This is a genomic window from Sphingomonas sp. Leaf231 (assembly GCF_001421995.1).
Classification (GTDB): Bacteria; Pseudomonadota; Alphaproteobacteria; order Sphingomonadales; family Sphingomonadaceae; genus Sphingomonas.
Genome location: NZ_LMLS01000002.1, coordinates 56,197 through 75,040 on the forward strand (window position 1 = coordinate 56,197; position 18,844 = coordinate 75,040).

19 protein-coding genes are annotated in these 18,844 nt (G+C 68.9%); 11 read left to right on the forward strand and 8 right to left on the reverse strand.

The features are described 5' to 3' along the window. Positions 1 to 15 precede the first annotated feature (15 nt). The 7 genes from ASE95_RS06470 (at position 16) to ASE95_RS06500 (ending at position 6,658) form a co-directional block, all read left to right on the forward strand. Positions 16 to 588: a TlpA family protein disulfide reductase gene (locus ASE95_RS06470; protein ID WP_056633521.1), complete on the forward strand. Its 573-nt coding sequence runs from the start codon at positions 16 to 18 to the stop codon at positions 586 to 588. 60 nt (positions 589 to 648) lie between these two features. After that, positions 649 to 1,572, forward strand: a complete 924-nt coding sequence (locus ASE95_RS06475) for a DMT family transporter (protein WP_056633524.1) — start codon at positions 649 to 651, stop codon at positions 1,570 to 1,572. After that, positions 1,569 to 2,222, forward strand: coding sequence for a COQ9 family protein (locus ASE95_RS06480; RefSeq protein ID WP_056633527.1), 654 nt, complete (start codon positions 1,569 to 1,571; stop codon positions 2,220 to 2,222). Before ASE95_RS06475 ends, ASE95_RS06480 begins: the two co-directional genes overlap by 4 nt. Positions 2,223 to 2,271: 49 nt before the next feature. Beyond that, on the forward strand, positions 2,272 to 2,535 hold the full coding sequence (locus ASE95_RS06485; RefSeq protein ID WP_022684791.1) for a FeoA family protein: 264 nt from the start codon (positions 2,272 to 2,274) through the stop codon (positions 2,533 to 2,535). A 22-nt stretch (positions 2,536 to 2,557) separates the two neighbouring features. Continuing rightward, complete coding sequence (gene feoB, locus ASE95_RS06490) at positions 2,558 to 4,408, forward strand: ferrous iron transporter B (protein WP_056633530.1); 1,851 nt, start codon at positions 2,558 to 2,560, stop codon at positions 4,406 to 4,408. A 99-nt stretch (positions 4,409 to 4,507) separates the two neighbouring features. Beyond that, positions 4,508 to 5,101 (forward strand): single-stranded DNA-binding protein, encoded by a 594-nt coding sequence (ssb, locus tag ASE95_RS06495; protein WP_056633533.1) that lies wholly within the window; start codon positions 4,508 to 4,510, stop codon positions 5,099 to 5,101. Further along, the gene (locus ASE95_RS06500) at positions 5,102 to 6,658 is read left to right on the forward strand and encodes a PAS domain-containing protein (RefSeq protein ID WP_056633536.1); all 1,557 of its coding nucleotides are present in this window, start codon (positions 5,102 to 5,104) and stop codon (positions 6,656 to 6,658) included. Here ASE95_RS06500 and ASE95_RS06505 read toward each other — a convergent pair. The 6 genes from ASE95_RS06505 to ASE95_RS06530 form a co-directional block, all read right to left on the reverse strand. Next, positions 6,636 to 7,034, reverse strand: coding sequence for a response regulator (locus ASE95_RS06505; protein WP_056633538.1), 399 nt, complete (start codon positions 7,032 to 7,034; stop codon positions 6,636 to 6,638). The genes ASE95_RS06500 and ASE95_RS06505 overlap by 23 nt on opposite strands. Before the next feature lie 41 nt (positions 7,035 to 7,075). After that, the gene (gene metW, locus ASE95_RS06510; protein ID WP_056633540.1) at positions 7,076 to 7,669 is read right to left on the reverse strand and encodes a methionine biosynthesis protein MetW; all 594 of its coding nucleotides are present in this window, start codon (positions 7,667 to 7,669) and stop codon (positions 7,076 to 7,078) included. Further along, entirely contained in the window at positions 7,666 to 8,796 is a 1,131-nt protein-coding gene (gene metX / locus ASE95_RS06515; protein ID WP_056633543.1) for a homoserine O-acetyltransferase MetX, read from the reverse strand. Before metX ends, metW begins: the two co-directional genes overlap by 4 nt. A gap of 73 nt (positions 8,797 to 8,869) precedes the next feature. Continuing rightward, complete coding sequence (locus tag ASE95_RS06520) at positions 8,870 to 10,408, reverse strand: TadE/TadG family type IV pilus assembly protein (RefSeq protein ID WP_056633546.1); 1,539 nt, start codon at positions 10,406 to 10,408, stop codon at positions 8,870 to 8,872. A gap of 1 nt (position 10,409) precedes the next feature. Then, entirely contained in the window at positions 10,410 to 11,021 is a 612-nt protein-coding gene (locus tag ASE95_RS06525) for a TadE/TadG family type IV pilus assembly protein (protein WP_056633549.1), read from the reverse strand. Then, positions 11,018 to 11,545: a TadE/TadG family type IV pilus assembly protein gene (locus ASE95_RS06530; protein WP_056635767.1), complete on the reverse strand. Its 528-nt coding sequence runs from the start codon at positions 11,543 to 11,545 to the stop codon at positions 11,018 to 11,020. Before ASE95_RS06530 ends, ASE95_RS06525 begins: the two co-directional genes overlap by 4 nt. Positions 11,546 to 11,802: 257 nt before the next feature. Here ASE95_RS06530 and hisC point away from each other — a divergent pair, with 257 nt between their 5' ends. Both hisC and ASE95_RS06540 read left to right on the forward strand, forming a co-directional pair. Beyond that, complete coding sequence (gene hisC, locus ASE95_RS06535) at positions 11,803 to 12,900, forward strand: histidinol-phosphate transaminase (protein WP_056633552.1); 1,098 nt, start codon at positions 11,803 to 11,805, stop codon at positions 12,898 to 12,900. Then, the gene (locus ASE95_RS06540; protein ID WP_056633555.1) at positions 12,900 to 13,841 is read left to right on the forward strand and encodes a prephenate/arogenate dehydrogenase family protein; all 942 of its coding nucleotides are present in this window, start codon (positions 12,900 to 12,902) and stop codon (positions 13,839 to 13,841) included. The genes hisC and ASE95_RS06540 overlap by 1 nt, the downstream gene beginning before the upstream one ends. A gap of 71 nt (positions 13,842 to 13,912) precedes the next feature. Here the strand turns inward: ASE95_RS06540 and ASE95_RS06545 are convergent, their stop codons facing one another. Both ASE95_RS06545 and ASE95_RS06550 read right to left on the reverse strand, forming a co-directional pair. Continuing rightward, positions 13,913 to 14,320: a DUF1489 family protein gene (locus tag ASE95_RS06545; RefSeq protein WP_056633558.1), complete on the reverse strand. Its 408-nt coding sequence runs from the start codon at positions 14,318 to 14,320 to the stop codon at positions 13,913 to 13,915. A gap of 40 nt (positions 14,321 to 14,360) precedes the next feature. Continuing rightward, positions 14,361 to 15,818 carry a M23 family metallopeptidase gene (locus ASE95_RS06550; RefSeq protein ID WP_156347921.1) on the reverse strand — a complete coding sequence of 486 codons (1,458 nt, stop codon included), beginning with the start codon at positions 15,816 to 15,818 and terminating at the stop codon, positions 14,361 to 14,363. A gap of 206 nt (positions 15,819 to 16,024) precedes the next feature. Here ASE95_RS06550 and ASE95_RS06555 point away from each other — a divergent pair, with 206 nt between their 5' ends. Then, positions 16,025 to 18,505 (forward strand): helicase-related protein, encoded by a 2,481-nt coding sequence (locus tag ASE95_RS06555; protein WP_056633564.1) that lies wholly within the window; start codon positions 16,025 to 16,027, stop codon positions 18,503 to 18,505. After that, positions 18,502 to 18,843 carry an RNA-binding S4 domain-containing protein gene (locus ASE95_RS06560; protein ID WP_443025439.1) on the forward strand — a complete coding sequence of 114 codons (342 nt, stop codon included), beginning with the start codon at positions 18,502 to 18,504 and terminating at the stop codon, positions 18,841 to 18,843. The genes ASE95_RS06555 and ASE95_RS06560 overlap by 4 nt, the downstream gene beginning before the upstream one ends. Position 18,844: the final 1 nt, after the last annotated feature.

Genomic DNA, 18,844 nt, shown 5'->3' on the forward strand with positions numbered 1-18,844 from the left:
TGGTTGGAACCGCTCATGGCATCCCGCGTCGCGATCGTCTGTCTCCTGGGCGCGCTGGCGCTCGCCGCGTGCGATAAGCCGTCGCCGGCCAACGGGCAAGCCGAGGTCGCGAGCAGCGACGAAGTCCCCGCCACCGCCGCACCGAGGATCGACAAGATCGATCGCAGCCACAAGGGCGAGAATGCACCCGACGTCTCCTTCACCCCGGTGGCCGGCGGCCCCGCGACGACGCTGGCGGCGTTCAAGGGCAAGCCGGTGCTGGTGAACCTGTGGGCGACCTGGTGTGCGCCGTGCGTGAAGGAGATGCCGACGCTCGACACCGCCGCCCAGACGCTGGGCGACAGGATGCCGGTGCTGGCGATCAGTCAGGACATGGAGCCGGCCAAGGCCAACGCCTTCCTCGCCGAACGCAAGTTCGCGCATCTGCGCCCGTATCTCGATGCCAAGCTGGGCCTCAGCACCGCTTATGGCGCGAACCTGCCGACGACGATCCTCTACGGTGCCGACGGCAAGGAGATCTGGCGCGTCACCGGCGACATGGACTGGGCCGGGGCGGAGGCGAAGAAGCTGCTGGCCGAGGCGGCGTAAGTCGCGCGGAACGCCAGCCGCCGCGATGACAGCGGCGCGGCGCCCTTCTAGAGAACCCCGATGAGCCGCACCCCGACCATGGGCAACCCCGCCGCGTTCGTCGCGGTGGTCGTCGCCAATGCCGCGCTCGCCTTCGGCCCGCTGTTCGTGCGGCTGGCCGATACCGGGCCCGTCGCCGCCGCCTTCTGGCGGATGGCGCTTGCCGTACCGCTGCTCGCCATCGCGGCGGTCGCGATCCCGCGCGCGGGATCGGCAAGCGCGACGAGCCCGCGCATCTGGCTGTTCGTCGCGCTTGCCGGCATCGCGTTCGCCGCCGACCTCGGCACGTGGCACCTCGGCATCCTGCACACCACGATGGCCAACGCCACGTTGCTCGGCAATTCGGCGACGTTCCTGTTTCCGCTGTGGGGATTTCTGATCGCCCGGGCGTGGCCGACGCGGATGCAGGGCGTCGCGCTGCTGCTCGCCGCCGCGGGGGCCGCGCTGTTGATGGGGCGGTCCTATCAGCTCGATCCGCGCCACCTGGCGGGCGACCTGCTCTGCGTCGTCGCGGGCGTGCTTTACGCGCTGTATTTCATCCTGATGTCGGACGTGCGGCGCGCGCTCGCCCCCTGGCCGGCGCTGGCGCTGTCGTCGCTGGCGGCGCTGCTGCCGCTGCTCGGTTACGCGCTGATCCTCGGCGAGCGGATCATGCCGCAGCACTGGACGCCGTTGATCGCGCTGGCGCTGGTCTGCCAGCTGCTTGGGCAAGGGTGCATGATCTACGCGCTGGGCCGGCTGTCGCCGCTGGTGATCGGCCTCGCGCTGCTGATCCAGCCGGCGGTGGCGGCGACGATCGGCTGGGTGCATTTCGGCGAAGCGCTGGGTGGGCCCGATTTCGTGGGGATCGCGATGATCGCTGCGGCATTGGTGTTGGTGCGCGGCAAGCGCGGCGGTGCTACGGAGCCGCCACCCGCCAATCCCGTGCCGGAGGAGATGCGATGACCGAGGACCTGACGCTCGACGAGGTGCGTGCCCGCCTCGCACCTTCGATCGCCGCCAATGCCGCGTTCGACGGCTGGGGCGATGCCGCGCGCGATCTCGCCGCCGAACTGGAGGGCATCGACGCCGACGTGGCGCGACTCGCCTTCGCCGATGGCGCGGTGGCGATGATCGCTGCATGGTTCGAGCATATCGACGCGGAAATGGCGCGTTCGCTTCCGCCCGAAGCACTGGCGGCGTTGAAGATCCGCCAGCGCATCACCGCGCTGGTCGAGGCGCGGCTGGCAGTGCTGGCCCCCGAACGCGAGGCGTTGCGGAGGGCGCGTGCGGTGCTGGCGCTGCCGAACAACGTCGCTCGCGCGGCGCGACTCGGCTGGCGCAGCGTGGACCGGATGTGGCGTTTGGCCGGCGACACCGCCACCGACTATAACCATTACACCAAGCGCGCGATGCTGCTGGCCGTCTACACCGCGACGACCACCGTGTTCCTCGATGACGACAGCGAGGGGCAGGCCGATACCCGCGCATTCCTGTCGCGGCGCATCGACGGGATCATGCGGTTCGAAAAGGCCAAGGCACAATTCACCCGGCGGACGCAGCACCGCCCCAGCCTCAGCCGGTTCATCGGCCGGCTGCGCTACCCGGTGGTGTGACGGCAATCGCTAATTGATAATCAATCGCACCGCCATTATACAGGCGGTCGTGACCCTCCCCATCAGCCTCGAAACGCTCCCGCGGCATCAGGCCGCCATCGTCGACACCATCGACTGGTCCCGCCTCGCCACGCCCGAAGCGCGGCGGCTGCGCGAACTCGGCTTCGACGCGGGGGTCGCGGTACAGGTGCTGCACCGCGCGCAGATCGGCGGCGGACCGGTGGCATGCCGGATCGGGCGGATGACGGTGGCGCTGCGCCGCGCGGTCGCCGGGGCGATCCGCGTCTCGGTCGAACCGCTGCCGGCCGAGTGAGCGGCTCGCCGCGTCGATCCTGATGGAAATGCCCCCGCTGGTCGCGATGGTCGGCAACCCCAATGCCGGCAAGAGCGCGCTGTTCAACGCGCTGACCGGCGCGCGGCAGAAGGTCGGCAATTATCCCGGCGTCACCGTGGAGCGGCATTCCGGCCGGCTCGTGCTGGACGATGGCCGCCCGGTCGAGCTGGTCGACCTGCCCGGCGCCTACAGCCTCGATCCCTCTTCCCCTGACGAGCGGGTGACGCGCGACGTGCTGATTGGCGCGCAGGCCGGCGAACGCCGCCCCGACGTGCTGGTCGTGGTGCTCGACGCCGCCAACCTCGACAATCACCTGCGCTTCGCGATGCAGCTGATCGCGCTGGGGCTGCCGGTGGTGGTCGCGCTCAACATGGTCGACCTGGCCGAGCGCGACGGGCTGGTGCTGGACGCGGCGGTGCTGGAGCGCGAACTGGGCGTGCCGGTGGTGCCGACCGTCGCGGTGCGGCGGCGCGGCATCGACGTGCTGCGCGCCGCGCTGACCGGGATCGTCGGCATCGCACCCGATGCCGCGGTCGCCGCCGCGCCCGACGAGGACATTCGGACGCTGCAACGCCGCGCACGCGACCTGTCGAAGGCCGCGACCGTCAGCGAGACGCCGACGCGCCGCTGGCACCACGCGCTGGATGGCGTCGCGCTCCACCCGGTGTTCGGCCCGATCCTGCTCGTCGCGCTGCTGTTCGTGATGTTCCAGGCGGTGTTCAGCTGGTCGGAAGCGCCGATCGGCTGGATCGAGGACGGCTTCGCCACGCTGGAAACCGCGATCAAGGGCGTGATGCCCGACGGGTTCCTCCGCTCGCTGCTGACCGATGGCGTCATCGCCGGCGTCGGCGCGGTCGTGGTGTTCCTGCCGCAGATCCTGATCCTGTTCCTCTTCATCCTCGTGCTGGAGGCCTCGGGCTATATGGTCCGGGCCGCTTTCCTGATGGATCGGTTGATGGCCGGCGTCGGGCTGTCGGGGCGCGCGTTCATTCCGTTGCTGTCCAGCTTCGCGTGCGCGGTGCCGGGGATCATGGCGACGCGCACCATCGACGACGAAAAGGACCGGCTGACGACGATCCTGATCGCGCCGCTGATGACCTGCTCGGCGCGGCTGCCGGTCTATACGATCATCATCGGCGCCTTCATCCCGCCGCGGCAGGTGGTGCCGTTCGTCGGCTTGCAGGGACTGGTGCTGCTCGCGCTGTACCTGTTGGGCATCGTCGGGGCGTTCGTCGCCGCGCTGCTGCTACGCCGCACGGTGACGAAGGGCGAATCGTCGGGCTTCATGATGGAAATGCCCAAATATCAGCTGCCCCGCCCGCGTGACGTCGCGATCGGGCTGTGGAGCCGCGCCGCGATCTTCCTGAAGCGCGCCGGCACGACGATCGCGCTGACGACGATCGTGCTGTGGGCGCTGCTCAGCTTCCCCCAGGCGCCGCGCGGGCAGAGCCAGGTCGAATATTCGATCGCGGGACGGATCGCGAGCGGGCTGGAGGTCGTGGTGCGGCCGATCGGCTTCAATCACGACATCGCGCTCGCGCTGATCCCGGCGATGGCCGCGCGCGAGGTGGCGGTGGCAGCGATCGGCACCGCCTATGCGATCGACGATACCGAGGATGCGGCCGGATCGAAAAGCCTGGTCGATCACCTGCGCGGGCGCTGGTCGCTGCCCACCGCGCTGGCCTTTCTGATGTGGTTCGTGTTCGCGCCGCAATGCATCAGCACGATCGCGGTGACCCGGCGTGAGACGAATGGCTGGAAATGGCCGATGTTCATGCTCGGCTATCTGTTCGTGACAGCTTATGTAATGGCGGGGATCACGTATTGGCTGGCGGTGCTCGCCGGGCTTTGATTAAAGGGCCGCACCGCCCGCTTCCCGTCCGGCCCGTGCCGTCGATCGGGGAGCCGGGCCGCACCGTCGCCGGCATGGACCGGCCAGATAGAGGTTTCGATGGCAGGCAGCGTCAACAAGGTCATTCTCGTCGGCAATCTCGGGCGCGATCCCGAGTCGCGCTCGTTCCAGAACGGCGGCAAGGTCGTCAACCTGCGGATCGCGACGTCCGAATCGTGGAAGGACCGCAACAGCGGCGAGAAGAAGGAAAAGACCGAATGGCATTCGGTCGCCATCTTCAACGAAGGCTTGGCGAACGTCGCCGAGCGGTTCCTGCGCAAGGGCAGCAAGGTCTATATCGAGGGCCAGCTGCAGACGCGTAAGTGGCAGGATCAGCAAGGTCAGGATCGCTATTCGACCGAGGTCGTGCTGCAAGGCTTCAACTCGGTGCTGACGATGCTCGACGGCCCGGGTGGCGCGGCCGGCGGTGGTGGCGGCGGCCCGCGTGACGACATGGGCGGCGACGACTTCGGTGGCGGCGGCGGTTACGGCGGTGGCGGATCGCGCGGCGGCAGCGCCGGCGGCGCGCGCGGCGCGGCCGGCGGCGGCGGTTCGGGCGCTGGCGGTTCGGGCGGCGGTTCCGGGGGCGGCGCGCGTGGCGGCAGCTATGGCGGCGGTTTCGCGGACGACCTGGACGACGATGTCCCGTTCTAGATGACGCCCCCCAGCCAAACTCCGCTCATCTGTGCCGACGCGCTGGACGAAGCCAAGAGATCGCGGGTGCTGGCTGCCTATGATCTCGGCTCGCTCCACAATGCGGCGGCGCTGCGCGAAATCACCGACTTCGCCGCGCATCTGTGCGGGGTGCCGGTGGGGATCGTCAGCATCCTGGATACCGACCACCAGACCTTCCTGGCCCGCACCGGGCTGCCTGACGGGCCGGAGCCGCCGCGCGAGCAATCGTTCTGCGGCCATGCGATGTGGGACAGCGGGTTGATGGTCGTCAACGATGCGACCGCCGACCCGCGCTTCGCCGACAATCCACTGGTCACCGGCGAGATGAACCTGCGTTTCTACGCCGGTGCCCCGCTGATCTCCCACGACGGTTATCCGATGGGGTCGCTGTGCGTGCTGGACACGGTGCCGCATCCCGAGGGGCTGACCGCGCTCCAGCGCGAGGGGCTGACGGTGCTCGCCGCCAATGTGCTGGCCCGGCTGCGCGATACCCGCGAGGACGCGGCGCGGCGGGCGTCGGAGCGACGGGCGCGCCATGCCGCGGCGGATAGCGAAACCCGCTTCCGCACGTTGGCCGACACCATGCCGCAGATGGTGTGGTCGACGCTGCCCGACGGCTATCACGATTATTACAACGCGCGCTGGTACGCCTTTACCGGCACCCCGGAAGGGTCGACCGACGGAGAAGGCTGGAACGACGTCTTCCATGCCGACGATCGCGACCGCGCGTGGGCGGCGTGGCGGCACTCGTTGGCGCATGGCGATCCCTATCAGATCGAATATCGCCTCCGTCACCACGATGGCACCTATCGCTGGGTGCTGGGCCGCGCCTTGCCGATCCGCGATGCCGAGGGCGCGATCACGCGATGGTTCGGCACCTGCACCGATATCCATGCGCAGAAACTGGCGATGGAAGAACGCGAGATGGTCAGCCAGGAGCTGAGCCACCGCATCAAGAACATCTTTTCGGTCGTCGCCGGGCTGGTCCATCTCACCGGACGCACGCACCCGCAAATGGCGGCGTTGCTGGGCGAATTGCGCCAGCGCATCACGGCGCTGGGCCGCGCGCACGATTTCGTCCGCCCGCACAGCGATCAATCGCGGCCGGTGCTGCGGCAGGACAGCCTGCACGGCCTGCTGGAGGAATTGTTCAGCCCGTATCAGGCGCGCAGCGGTGAGCGGTTCACGATCGACGGCGACGATGTCGCGGTCGACGATCGCGCCGCCACCCCGCTGGCGTTGATCTTCCACGAGCTGGCGACCAACGCGAGCAAATACGGCGCGCTATCCCAAGCGGGCGGTACGGTGACCACCACCGTCAGCCAGGCGGGCGACGACATCATGCTGCACTGGTGCGAACGCGGTGGTCCACGCCTCGATGGCGCACCCGACCGCGAAGGGTTTGGATCGCAGCTGATCGAAATGAGCGCGGCACGCCAACTCGGCGGCGCAGTGGCGCGGACATGGGCAAGTGCGGGGCTTGAGGTCGAGGTTCGCGTACCCCGATCGGCGTTCAGCCGATCGCCGGCCACCTGACGAAATCGATGTTTTCGCCGCGGACGACGTCGAGTGGCGCGGCGATATGCGCCGCCGCCAGAATCGCTTCCTCGTTGAACGGCTTGCGAACATAGCCCAGCGCGGCATCGCGATTGGTGATCTGTCCGGGATTGGCGGTGACGAACACCACCTTTACACCATATTCGCGCGCGATCCGTTCCGCGATCTCGGGACCGGTCGGGCCGTCGCGCAAATTGACGTCGATGAAGGCGAAGCCGCACCCGGGTGCCGCTTGCAGCGCGGAAGGCGCATCCGCCGCGATGGCAGCGACCTTGTACCCGGCATCTTCCAGAATACGCTCGAGGTCGAGCGCGACGAAGATTTCATCTTCGACGATCAATGCCGTCTGGTTCATGTAAGAAGCCCGTCCACGGGCAGCTTAACCGAAGTCAAACATCATAGTTCCCGCCGCAGCAGAAATACCGCATGTTCGGCGAACATATTGGCCGCCGCACCGCCGGTGCGCTTGTCGCCCGACAGGAACCATGCCCCCTCCACGATCACCCGGCGCTCGACCAGGTGCGCCCGAAAATCGTCGATCGTCAGATGGTGGATGTTGGGCGTATCGTACCAGCGTTCGGGCAACAGCCGCGTCACCGGCATGCGCCCGCCCCACAGCAACGACAGCCGCACCCGCCAATGCGCAAAGTTCGGGAAACTGACGAACGCGGAACGCCCGATCCGCAGCAACTCGTCCAGCACCCGGTCCGGCGCGCGCGCGGTCTGCAATGTCTGGCTCAGGATCGCATAGTCGAAACTCTGGTCGGGATAGCCGGCCAGATCGGTGTCGGCATCGCCCTGGATCACCGACAGGCCGCGCCCGACCGCCGCAGCGACGTTCGCCGGGTCGATCTCCAGCCCGCGCACGTCGGCGCGCGCATCGTCGCGCAGCGCCGCCATCAACTCGCCGTCGCCGCAGCCGACGTCCAGCGCGCGCGCGCCGGCGGGCACATGCGCGGCGATGATCGCCAGATCGGGGCGCAGGCTCATGCCGCCGCGCTCAGGAAGCCATGCATCACCCGGTCCAGCTCGGGTGAATCGAGCAGGAACGCATCATGCCCGAACGGACTGGACAGTTCGACGAAGCTGGCCGGCGCGCCCGCCGCCATCAACGCATGGACGATCGCCCGCGATTCGGAGGTCGGATACAACCAGTCGGTGTCGAAGCTGACCAGGCAGAAGCGCGTGCCGCCGCCGCGGAACGCATTGGCCAGCAAGCCGCCATGTTCCTCGGCCAGATCGAAATAATCCAGCGCGCGGGTGATATAGAGATAACTGTTCGCGTCGAAACGGTCGGTGAACGCCAGCCCCTGATGCCGCAGGTAGCTTTCGACCTGGAAATCGGCGTCGAACCCGAACGACTTCTGTTCGCGCGCCTGCAACCGCCGCCCGAACTTCTCGGTCAGCCCCGCCTCCGACAGATAGGTGATGTGCGCCGCCATCCGCGCCACCGCCAGCCCGGCCGCCGGGGCGTCGCCGTCGTAATAATCGCCACCGCGCCAGTTGGGATCGGCCATCACCGCCTGCCGCCCGACCTCGTGGAAGGCGATGTTCTGCGCCGAATGCCGCGCGGTCGACGCGATCACCACGCATTTCGCCACGCGTTCGGGAAAGGTCGCCGCCCAGCTGAGCGCCTGCATCCCGCCCATCGATCCGCCGACCACGGCCGCCAGCCGCGCCACCCCCAGATGATCGAGCAGCAAGGCCTGTGCGCGCACCATGTCGCGGATCGTGATGACCGGGAACGCCATCGCATAGGGGCGCCCGGTGGCGGGATCGTCGCTCGCCGGCCCCGATGTGCCCATGCACGATCCCAGCACGTTGGCGCAGATCACGAAATAGCGGTCGGTGTCGATCGGCTTGCCCGGCCCGACCATCCGTTGCCACCACCCCGGCTTGCCGGTGCGCGGGTGCGCGCTGGCCAGATGCTGGTCGCCGGTCAGCGCATGGCACACCAGCATCGCATTGCCGCCGTCGGGCGCGAGCGTGCCATAGGTTTCATAGGCGATCGCGACCGGCGCGAGCAGCGCGCCGCCGTCGAGCCTGAGCGGCCCCGGCAGCACGATCCGCCGCGACAGGCCGAACCGCTGATCGTGCGAGGAAGGCGTGATGAGCATCGAGCCACCGCCCTTACCCCGCCGCCGGCCCGGGTGTCGAGACGCGAGCGAACGCCCCGCGCGCGCGGCGCGATCAGCGCGTCAGCCGCGCGCTGACCATCGCCTTGGCGAACAGCGCCTGCAACGCCGCCGACATGCTCTCGTCGGTCTTCACCGTGTACAGCAGTCCGGGCGAGGCGCATTTCTGCAATTGCGGCGCGATGTTCGGGATCGCCTTTTCGGCCAGCCCGCGCTGATATGGCTCGTCGTCCTTGATCGAGGCGACGGTATATTCGGTATAGAGGATCGCCAGCTTGATCTTGCGGGCCTTGATCGCGTTGCACTGCGCGACCTGCTGATCCCGCATCGCCGTGCGCGTGCGCCCGTAATTGTCGCGAATGTCCTCGTCGCTCATCCCGTCGGTGACGAGGAACAGCATCGCCTGCGGCGTGTCGCCGGGCTGGTCCGATCCGTCCCCGCCGACCGCCGGCATGATGGTCCCCATCTTTTCGAGCACGGTCTTGAAGCTGGTGAATTGCCACTCGTATCCGCTTTTGCCGTTCGGCGCCCGCCCCATGCCGGCCCGGTCGTTGACGGTGACCAGTTCCACCCCGGCTGCCGCCGCCGCCACCGCCGACAGGTTCGAACTGTCGGTCGGTTGCGGCATCGCGACCAGCGTGTTGAAGTTCGTCTCGTGATTGAAGGTGTGGAGCGACGCATGATAACGACGCTTGTTCTGTTCGGCATATTGCCGCGCCAGCGTCATCAAATCCTGAACGGCCGATCGCTGGTCGGTGACGCGCATGCGGATGCCGCGGTTCTGCGCGTACCAGTAACTGTCAACGAACGATCCGTCGCTGTTATAGACGCAGATGTCTGCACCGCCGCTATTGCATTTGGTCGGCACGTTCGCCCGTTTGTTCAAATAGATGTAGGTGCCTTTAGCGTCGATGATCTGGGCGGCGTATCCGTTTACCCACTTGTAACCGTAATTGCCCTTGATGATGCCGAACGCCGTATTGTCGACGACCAGCCTGGGGAAGCTGGAAGTATTTATCTCGATCATGTTGCTGTGGCAGGCAAAGGTGCAACCAAGCGCGGTATCCATGGTCGCCATGCCCGAAGTGGTCGTCGCCAGACCCATCGATGGTGAGGTGTCGAGCGCCAGGTAGAAGTCGACGTTCGGCGCCGCCGTTGCCGTGGCGGTCGACGCACCGCCGACCGCGATGCTGCGCAGGTTCAGCACGCCGCCGAACACGTTCCTGGATGCCGCGTCGTATTTCACCGCCACCGCGCGCGACGTCGGGCCTTCGGGATGCGTGATGGTTACGGAGATGACGGGCGGGGTGGTCAGGCCGTCCAGCCCGGTCGCCTGCGCGTTGAACATCGCCTCCGCCGCGGCACGCACCTGCGCATCGTTGGTCAGGTTCATCATCGGCTGCGTCACCGCGGCGAGCGCGGCGGCATCGGCGACGGCGTTCAGCTTCGTGCGCAAACGGGCGGCCCGCGTGTAATCGATCGTCATGCCGGTCACGAAGATCATCGGCACCAGCGCGAACGCGAACAGGATCATGACGCCGCCACGCGTATCGCGCGCCAGCCGGCCGAACGGGAAACGTAGGACAGGGATCATGTCAGACTGACTTTCCGACGCAGGTCGGCGCACTGGGCGTACCGGTGTTGAGGCACACCGACGGCGAGCGCCGTGGACTCATGAAAAGATAATCCTTCATCGGAATCGTGCCGATGATCGAACCGCCCGCCACCGGCACGTACCGAAGGGTCAGCGTGCTGTAGAGCAGGGTGGTATTGGGCACGCGCAACGCCGCCGGGATCGGCACGGTGGAAACGTTCAACCCCGCATAGCTCGGGCCGCACGATGCCGCCTCCGCCTTCACGCACACCCAGGTGATCGACGGATTGCCGGTCGCATTGATGTCGATCGCGACGATCGACATGGACGAATTCGCGGTCGAATAGGGGGTCATCACCTGCCGCGCGCCGTTCAGGATGGCGATGACCTCGGCCGGGGTGACCTGCTCGTTCTGGGTCGACAGGTCGGCCAGCGACCGGACCGAGATGGCCACCTTGCGATAGGCGGACGCGGCGTCCATCAACTGCACGCCGCCAAGGTAGAGCAACAGCATCACCGGCGCGATGATCGCGAATTCGAGCGCGCCCACGCCCCGCCGGTCACGGGCCAGACGCCGCACGGTGGCGATCCAGCGGCAACGATGCGCGATCATGATGCGTACGGCTCCGACTTGAAGACGAACGTCGACACCAGCACGCGGCGTCCCCCGGTGGTCGTCGCCAGATCGAACCCCAACGGGCCACCGACGACGGGCAACAGATACAAAAGCCGCATCACGACGACGCTGCCCGGGCCGCCCGGCGCGAACTGCCACGTATTCGTTACCTGGCTGTTCTGGTCGTAGGTGAGCACCAGCGCGTTGGTGTCGACGTCGGCGAACTTCGTCGCGGACTGGACGTCCACCATCATCTTCGCGCAGGACATGAACGCCGGCAGGTTGCCGCACGCGATGGTCTTGAACTGCGCCTGGGTCATCCCGGTTTTCTGCGCACTGCCCGTCATCAGCTGACGCGCGGTTTGCTCTGCGGTCGTCTCCAGCGCCTGTTGCGCGAAAAAGACGAATCCGGTCTGGATCGTCGCGAGGATCAGGACGATGAACGGCAGCGCCACCAGCGCGAACTCGATGATCGTCGCACCGCGCTGGTCGCGGCGCAGCGCATTCGCCAGTCCTGCCATCCGCATTGCCGATCCCCCCGTCGACGGCGAGACGCTGTACGACGAGGACGATGCGATAGCGCCGGATCCCTAAGAATCTCATAATCGCGACTTTTCGGGGGGAACTCCGGCCGGCATGGGCGGTCGCGTGCCGGCAATCGCACCGATGCACCACCGGCCGGTGCGTCGCGCCCTACGCTGCGGCGGCGTCCACGCCCGCGGCCGACGCTCATCCGCCCCCTTTCCCCCGCGGCGTGCACCCGCTACCCGTTCCGGCCATGACGAACGCCCCCGCACCCAAGCCCTGGATCATGGGCATCGCCCCCTACGTTCCGGGCCGCGCCACCAGCGAGGATGGCCGCAAGGTCGCCAAGCTGTCGTCGAATGAAAATCCGTTCGGCACGCCGGAGGCCGCCCGCGCCGCCTATCGCGATGCCGCCGACCATCTGGAACGCTACCCGGACGCCGGCGCGGCCGACCTGCGCGCCGCGCTGGCCGTGCATTACGGGGTGGAGGCCGACCGGCTGGTCTATGGCACCGGATCGGACGAGGTGCTGCACCTGGCCGCCGGCACCTTCGCCGGGCCGGGGGACGAGATCATCCACGTCCGCTACGGCTTTGCGGTGTACGAGATCGCGACCCGCCGGGTCGGCGCGACGCCGGTGGTGGTCGCCGACCGCGACTATGCGACCGATGTCGACGCGATCCTCGCCGCCGTGACCGACCGGACGCGCGTGGTGTTCGTGGCCAATCCCAACAACCCGACCGGCACGTATTCGACGCGGGAAGAGATCGCACGGCTCCACGCCGGGCTGCCCGCGTCGGTGCTGCTGGTGCTCGATCAGGCCTATACCGAATATCTCGATCCCGCCGACGACGACGGCGGACTGGAACTGGCGCGCACCGCCCCCAACGTGCTGGTCACGCGTACCTTCTCGAAGATCTTCGGGCTGGCTTCCGAACGCGTCGGCTGGGGCTATGCCTCGCCGGAGATCATTGCGGCGATGCACCGCATCCGCGCGCCGTTCGCCTTCAGCATCGGGGCGCAAGCCGCCGCCGTCGCCGCATTGACCGACGATGCGTTCGTCGCGCGCAGCCGCGAACACAATCGGCGCTGGCGCGGGTGGTTCTCCGATCAGGTCGATGCCCTGTCCGGCCTGCGCGCGGTGCCGTCCAAGGCCAATTTCGTCCTCGTCCTGTTCGAAGGCGCGCTGACCGGCGAGGTCGCGTACAAGGCACTGATGACCGCGGGCTACGCGACGCGCTGGCTGCCCGGGCAGGGCCTGCCGCAGGCGCTGCGCATCACGATCGGCACCGAGGAGGAAATGCGCGCGGTGGTCGACGTGCTGCGTGCCGAGGTCGAGCGGGTCGCCTGATGCTGCCGACGTCACCGGCGTACGGCGGATCGTCGCTTCCTTTCGGCCGGGTCGCGATCATCGGCCTGGGGCTGATCGGCTCGTCGATCGCGCGCGCGGTGCGCGACCGGATGCCTGCCGTCCGCCTGACCGGGCATGATGCCGACGCCGGCGTGCGCGATGTCGCGCGCCGCATCGACCTGCTCGACGATGTCGCCGACGATGCCGCCGCCGCGGTCGCCGACGCCGATCTGGTGATCCTGTGCGTGCCGGTCGGCGCGATGGGCGTGGTCGCGGCGCAGATCGCCACCGCGCTGCCCGCCGATGCGATCGTCAGCGACGTCGGCAGCTGCAAGGCGTCCGTCGCGCAGGCGCTGGCCGCGGTGCTGCCCCCCGCGCGCATCGTCCCCGCGCATCCGGTCGCGGGCACCGAACAGAGCGGGCCGGAAGCGGGCTTCGCGACGTTGTTCCGTGGTCGCTGGTGCATCGTCACCCCGCTGCCCGACAGCGACGAGGCCGCGACGGTGCGGGTCGAATCGTTCTGGCGGCTGCTCGGTGCCGATGTCGAGCGGATGGCCCCCGATCACCACGACCTCGTCCTGGCGGTGACCAGCCATCTGCCGCACCTGATCGCCTATACGATCGTCGGCACCGCCGACGACCTGCAACAGGTCACCCAGTCGGAGGTCATCAAATTCTCCGCCGGCGGCTTCCGCGATTTCACGCGCATCGCCGCATCGGATCCGGTGATGTGGCGCGACGTGTTCCTGTCGAACAAGGAAGCGGTGCTCGAAATGCTGCAACGCTTCAGCGAGGATCTCAGCCAGTTGCAGCGTGCGATCCGCTGGGACGACGGCGACGCGCTGCACGATCGGTTTGCCCGCACCCGCGCCATCCGCCGCTCGATCGTCGATCAGGGACAGGACGATGCCGCCGCCGATTTCGGCCGCAAGCACGATTGAACACCCGTTCGTCGGCGCGGGCGTAGCGGCATGTTGCAGGTCCGGCGGTGGCCGCTACGATGCGACCGCGATCAGATCAGCGCCAGCCCGTTCAACTTGCCCAGCAACTCCGCCGGCATCGCCGCCAGTCCATCCGCCGCATCGCCGCCCAGATCGCCCGGCGCGTCGGCGGCCTCCAGATAGCGCCAGCCCTGATGCGCGCGTCGCGGCTGCGCCAGCACCAGCCGCAGTTCCGGGTCGATGTGGATCGCGACGCGCCCGCCCTCCGCATCGCCGAACGCCAGGATCGGCGAACGGGCGACCAGCTGGTGCTTGATGATCCAGAACAACGATCCCTGCCCCGCCACCTCCTCGTGGCGCTTGGGCAGATAGCGTGTGGTCAGGAACACCGGCCCGTCGGCCGCGCGCGCGCGCAATCGTTCGGCAAGCAGGTCGACGCTCGCCGCGCCGAACGCGACCTTGGTGAGATGAAGCGGCATGGAAACAGCGATGTGGGTCGGCCTCGCACCGCCCGCAAGATCAACGCAGCGGCGTTGCCGCCAGTTGCGCGATCTTCGCCTTCATCGCCCGGATCGTCGCGGCGGGCAGCGCCTGCACGCTGCTCATCGCAATCGAGCGCGGGTTCACCGGCCGGCCGTTCTGCCACACTTCCCAATGCAGGTGCGGGCCGGTCGAAATGCCGGTGGAGCCGACATAGCCGATCACTTCCCCCCGCTCGACGCGCGTGCCGGGCCGCACCGCGAACCGGCTCATATGGCCATAGCCGCTGGCGAGCCCGCCGGCATGCGCCAGCTTGATGAAATTGCCATAGCCGCCCGACCGACCCGCGAACTGCACCACCCCGTCCATCGCGGCATAGATCGGGCTGCCATAAGGTGCGCCGATATCGGTGCCCTTGTGCATCCGCATGAAGCCGAGCAGCGGGTGCATCCGCATCCCGAACGTGGAGGTGACGCGCCCCGCCACCGGCATGCCCATCGTGCCGCGCCGCTCGACCTGCCCGCCGGGGTCCATCAACTCGCCCCCAGCACCGTCGCGGTCGCCCCAGCGCACCAGCGTCACTGCCCGGCGCCCCTGATCGAGCGCGGCATATTGCAGCTGCCCGACCTCGACCTCGCCGGTCGCGGCGCGCTGCTGGTCGGCGACGATATCGAACGTGTCGCCCGCGTCGATCCGCTCGATCGGCATATGGGCGCCCAGCGCCTTCAGATATTGCTCCACCACCCGCGCCGGCACCCCGGCGGCGCGCGCCGAGCGGTACAGGCTGGCCCCCACGATGCCGCGGACGTGCAGCGGACTGCGGTCGATCGCGATCGGACGGCGCACCAGCGTCAACTCCTCGCCCGCGCGCAGCACCGTCAGGTTCAGGTCGAAAGCGGCGCGGAAATCGAGCTTTTCCAAAGGACGCGGCTGGAACTTCGTCGGTCGCCGTCCCAGCGTCAGCGACAGTATCGTGCCGGGACGCACCGACGCCCCGCCGACCAGCGATGCGACCCGCGCGGCTTCCCGTCCGCCTACGCCCGCACGTTGCAAGGTGCCGGACAGGGTGTCGCCATCCGCCAGCGCGGCGGTCAGATCGATCTGCGGGCGCTCGGGCGTTTCACGCAGCGGGCGGACCAGCGCGCCGGCGGCCATCCGTCGCCCGGTGGTCGCGCCCAGCGCCAACGGCGCGAACGACTGCGTCCGCGCCTCCTCGAACGCCGCCTCGGTCATCACCGGCGCGCCGGCACCCAGGATCGGCGGCCAGCCCGGCGCGGAATATATCGCGGCCGCGCACAAAGCGGTGCAGGTCGCCAGTCCGCGCCACCACGTGCGGCTGCCGATATCGCGGCCCAGATCGGGCACCCAGTCGGTGTGCGCCGCGGCGATGCGCCAGCGGTCGACCATCCCGCGTTCGGCCAGTGGCACCAGCACGCGGCCGGGGACGCGCGCACCCGCTGCGGCGCCCGCCCATTCCAGCCCCTGATGCTCGCGCATGAACACGCTGGCGTCCGCCTCCGATGAAAACCCGCTGCCGATGCAGCTTCTGCCGCAGCGTTGTGAAGCGCATTCGCTAAAGTCAAATTAAGCGCGCGCCGTGGACCGCGGCGCTGCGGCAGAGCGTTCATGTCCGGCGGCGAAGTGGAGCGGGTTGATATGCGACGATTGCAACCCTGCCCCGCGCACCCGATGTAAGGTGCGTCATGGTGGCTATCGACCGACCCCGCGTTACGGCCGTGCTGGGTCCGACCAACACCGGCAAGACCCATCTCGCGATCGAGCGGATGTGCGCGCATTCCAGTGGGATGATCGGCTTCCCGCTGCGGTTGCTCGCGCGGGAGGTCTATGACCGTGTGGTCGCGATCAAGGGCGCGGATCGCGTCGCGCTGATCACCGGCGAGGAACGCATCGTGCCGAAAGACGCACGCTGGTTCCTGTGCACAGCAGAGAGCATGCCGCTGCAACGCGACGTCGCGTTCGTCGCGCTGGACGAGGCCCAGCTGGGCAGCGATCGCGAACGCGGCCACGTCTTCACCGACCGGATCCTGCGCGCGCGCGGGCGGGAGGAGACGATGATCCTCGGCTCCGATTCGCTGCGCCCGGTGCTGCGCGCGCTGGTGCCCGGCATCGAGATCGTCGAGCGGCCGCGCTTTTCGACGCTCAGCTATGTCGGCGCGAAGAAACTCTCCCGCCTTCCGCGCCGCTCCGCGATCGTCGCCTTCTCCGCCGAGGAAGTCTACGCCACCGCCGAGATGCTGCGGCGCCTGCGCGGTGGCGCCGCGGTGGTGATGGGCGCGCTGTCGCCGCGTACCCGCAACGCGCAGGTGCAGATGTTCCAGGCAGGCGAGGTCGACTATCTCGTCGCCACCGACGCGATCGGGATGGGCCTGAATCTCGACGTCGGGCATGTCGCCTTCGCCGGGCTGCACAAGTTCGACGGTCAGCAACGCCGCCGTCTGCGCGTGGCCGAGATGGCGCAGATCGCCGGGCGCGCCGGGCGGCACCAGCGTGACGGCACGTTCGGCGCGCTGACCGAGGAAGGTCCGGACGCGTTCGAGCCCGAGGAGGTCGCCGCGATCGAGGGGCATCGCTTTCCCCGTTTGGACTGGCTCTACTGGCGCAACGGCACCCCCGACCTGTCGAGCATCGACGCGCTGGTCGCCAGCCTGGCGGAGCGTCCGGACGACGAACGCCTGCGTGCCGCGCCCGAAGCGCTCGACCTCAAGATCCTGAAGCGCCTTGCCGAGGAACCCGGCGTGCGTGACCGGGCGCGCGGCAATGTCGCACGGTTGTGGGCGGCGTGCGGCATCCCCGATTTCGCCAAGCTGGGCCTCGATCCGCACGCGCGCTTCGTCGGGCGCGTGTTCGGCTATCTCGCCCAGGGTCATATCCCCCACCAATGGTTCGCCGACGAGGTCGCGCGCCTCGACCGGACCGAGGGCGATGTCGAAACGATCGCCGGGCGCATCGCCGCGATCCGTAGCTGGGCCTATATCGCGCAGCGCCCGGACTGGCTTGCCGACCCGCAGACCTGGGCCGCGCGCACGCTGGCGATCGAGGAGCGGCTGTCCGATGCACTCCACGCCGGGCTGACCCAGCGGTTCGTCGACAAACGCACCACCGCGCTCGCGCGCAAGATCGGCGGCGGGGTCGGCGCGTTGCCGGTCGAGATCGACGCGCAGGGCGAAGTGACGATCGACACCCATGCCATCGGCCGGCTCGACGGCTTCCGCTTCGTCGTCGCCCCCGATGCACGCGCCTCCGACAAGCGCCTGTTGCTCGCCACCGCCGAGAGACGGCTGACGGGCGAGCGTCGCCGCCGTGCCGAGGCGTTGATCGCCAGCCAGGATGCGCAGCTTGCGCTGATCGACGACGGCGCACTCGCGGTCGACGGGCTGGCCGTCGCGCGGCTGGCGCGCGGCACGTCGCTGGCGCGCCCGCACGTCGTTCTCGACGGCGCGCTCGACTGTCTCGACGCCGCGCTACGCGCCCGCGTGATCGAGCGGTTGCGCCGCTGGACCACCGATACGATCGCGCGCACGCTGCCGTCGGTGGCGGCGCTTGCGGAGGCCAGCCGCGCCGCCGATGCCGGACCGCTGCTGCGCAGCATCGCGTCCGCGCTCGAGGCGGGTGCGGGCTTTGCCGAACGCCTGCCGCTGCGCGACGCGATCGAGGCATTGTCCGCGGGCCAGCGCCAGTGGCTGCGGCGGCATCATGTGACGATCGGCGCGCTCGACCTGTTCGACGCGCGCCTGCTCAAGCCCGCTGCACAAGGATGGCGGCGCGCGCTGCTGGCCGCCAACGGCGCGCCGCTGCTGCCGATGCCGCGGGCGGGCGCCACCACTTTGCCGCGCGGCGCACCGGGGGCGCTGCCGCTGATGGGTTTCCGTCCGCTCGGCGGGCAGGCGGTGCGCATCGATCTGGTCGAGCGAGTCGCCCGCGCCGCACACGACGCGCGCGGCGCGAGCGGCCGCGCACCGTTCGCCCCCGATCCGGCGCTGGCGGTCTCGATCGGACTGGAGGCGGCGACGGTGGCGCGGCTGATGGCCGAACTCGGCTTCCGTCCGGCATCGGTCCCCGGCGAGACGCCGCATTACGTCTGGCGGGGGCGCGCGCGCGCGCGCGCGGCCGCTCCCGATCCCGGCAATGCCTTTGCCGCACTTGCCGGGCTGGTCGGGCGATGACCGCTGGCGGCGACACGATGCGGCTCGACTGTTTCCTGTGGTTCGCACGGCTGGCCAAGACGCGGGGGATTGCGCAGGCGCTGGCCTGCAACGGGCATTTGCGGCTCGACGGACGCGCGATCGACCGCGCCCACGCGCCGGTGCGCGTCGGCAATATCCTCACCTTCTTCCACGGCGGGAGAGTGCGCGTCCTGCGCGTAGAGGGGTTGCCGGCGCGTCGCGGCCCCGCGCACGAGGCGCAGGCGTGCTACCAGGAACTGGCATTGTCCGCGCCGGATTCTGTACCAGAAGCGTTGACGCGCGCATCGACCGGCGCGAAAGCGGCGCCCGAGAAGTAAG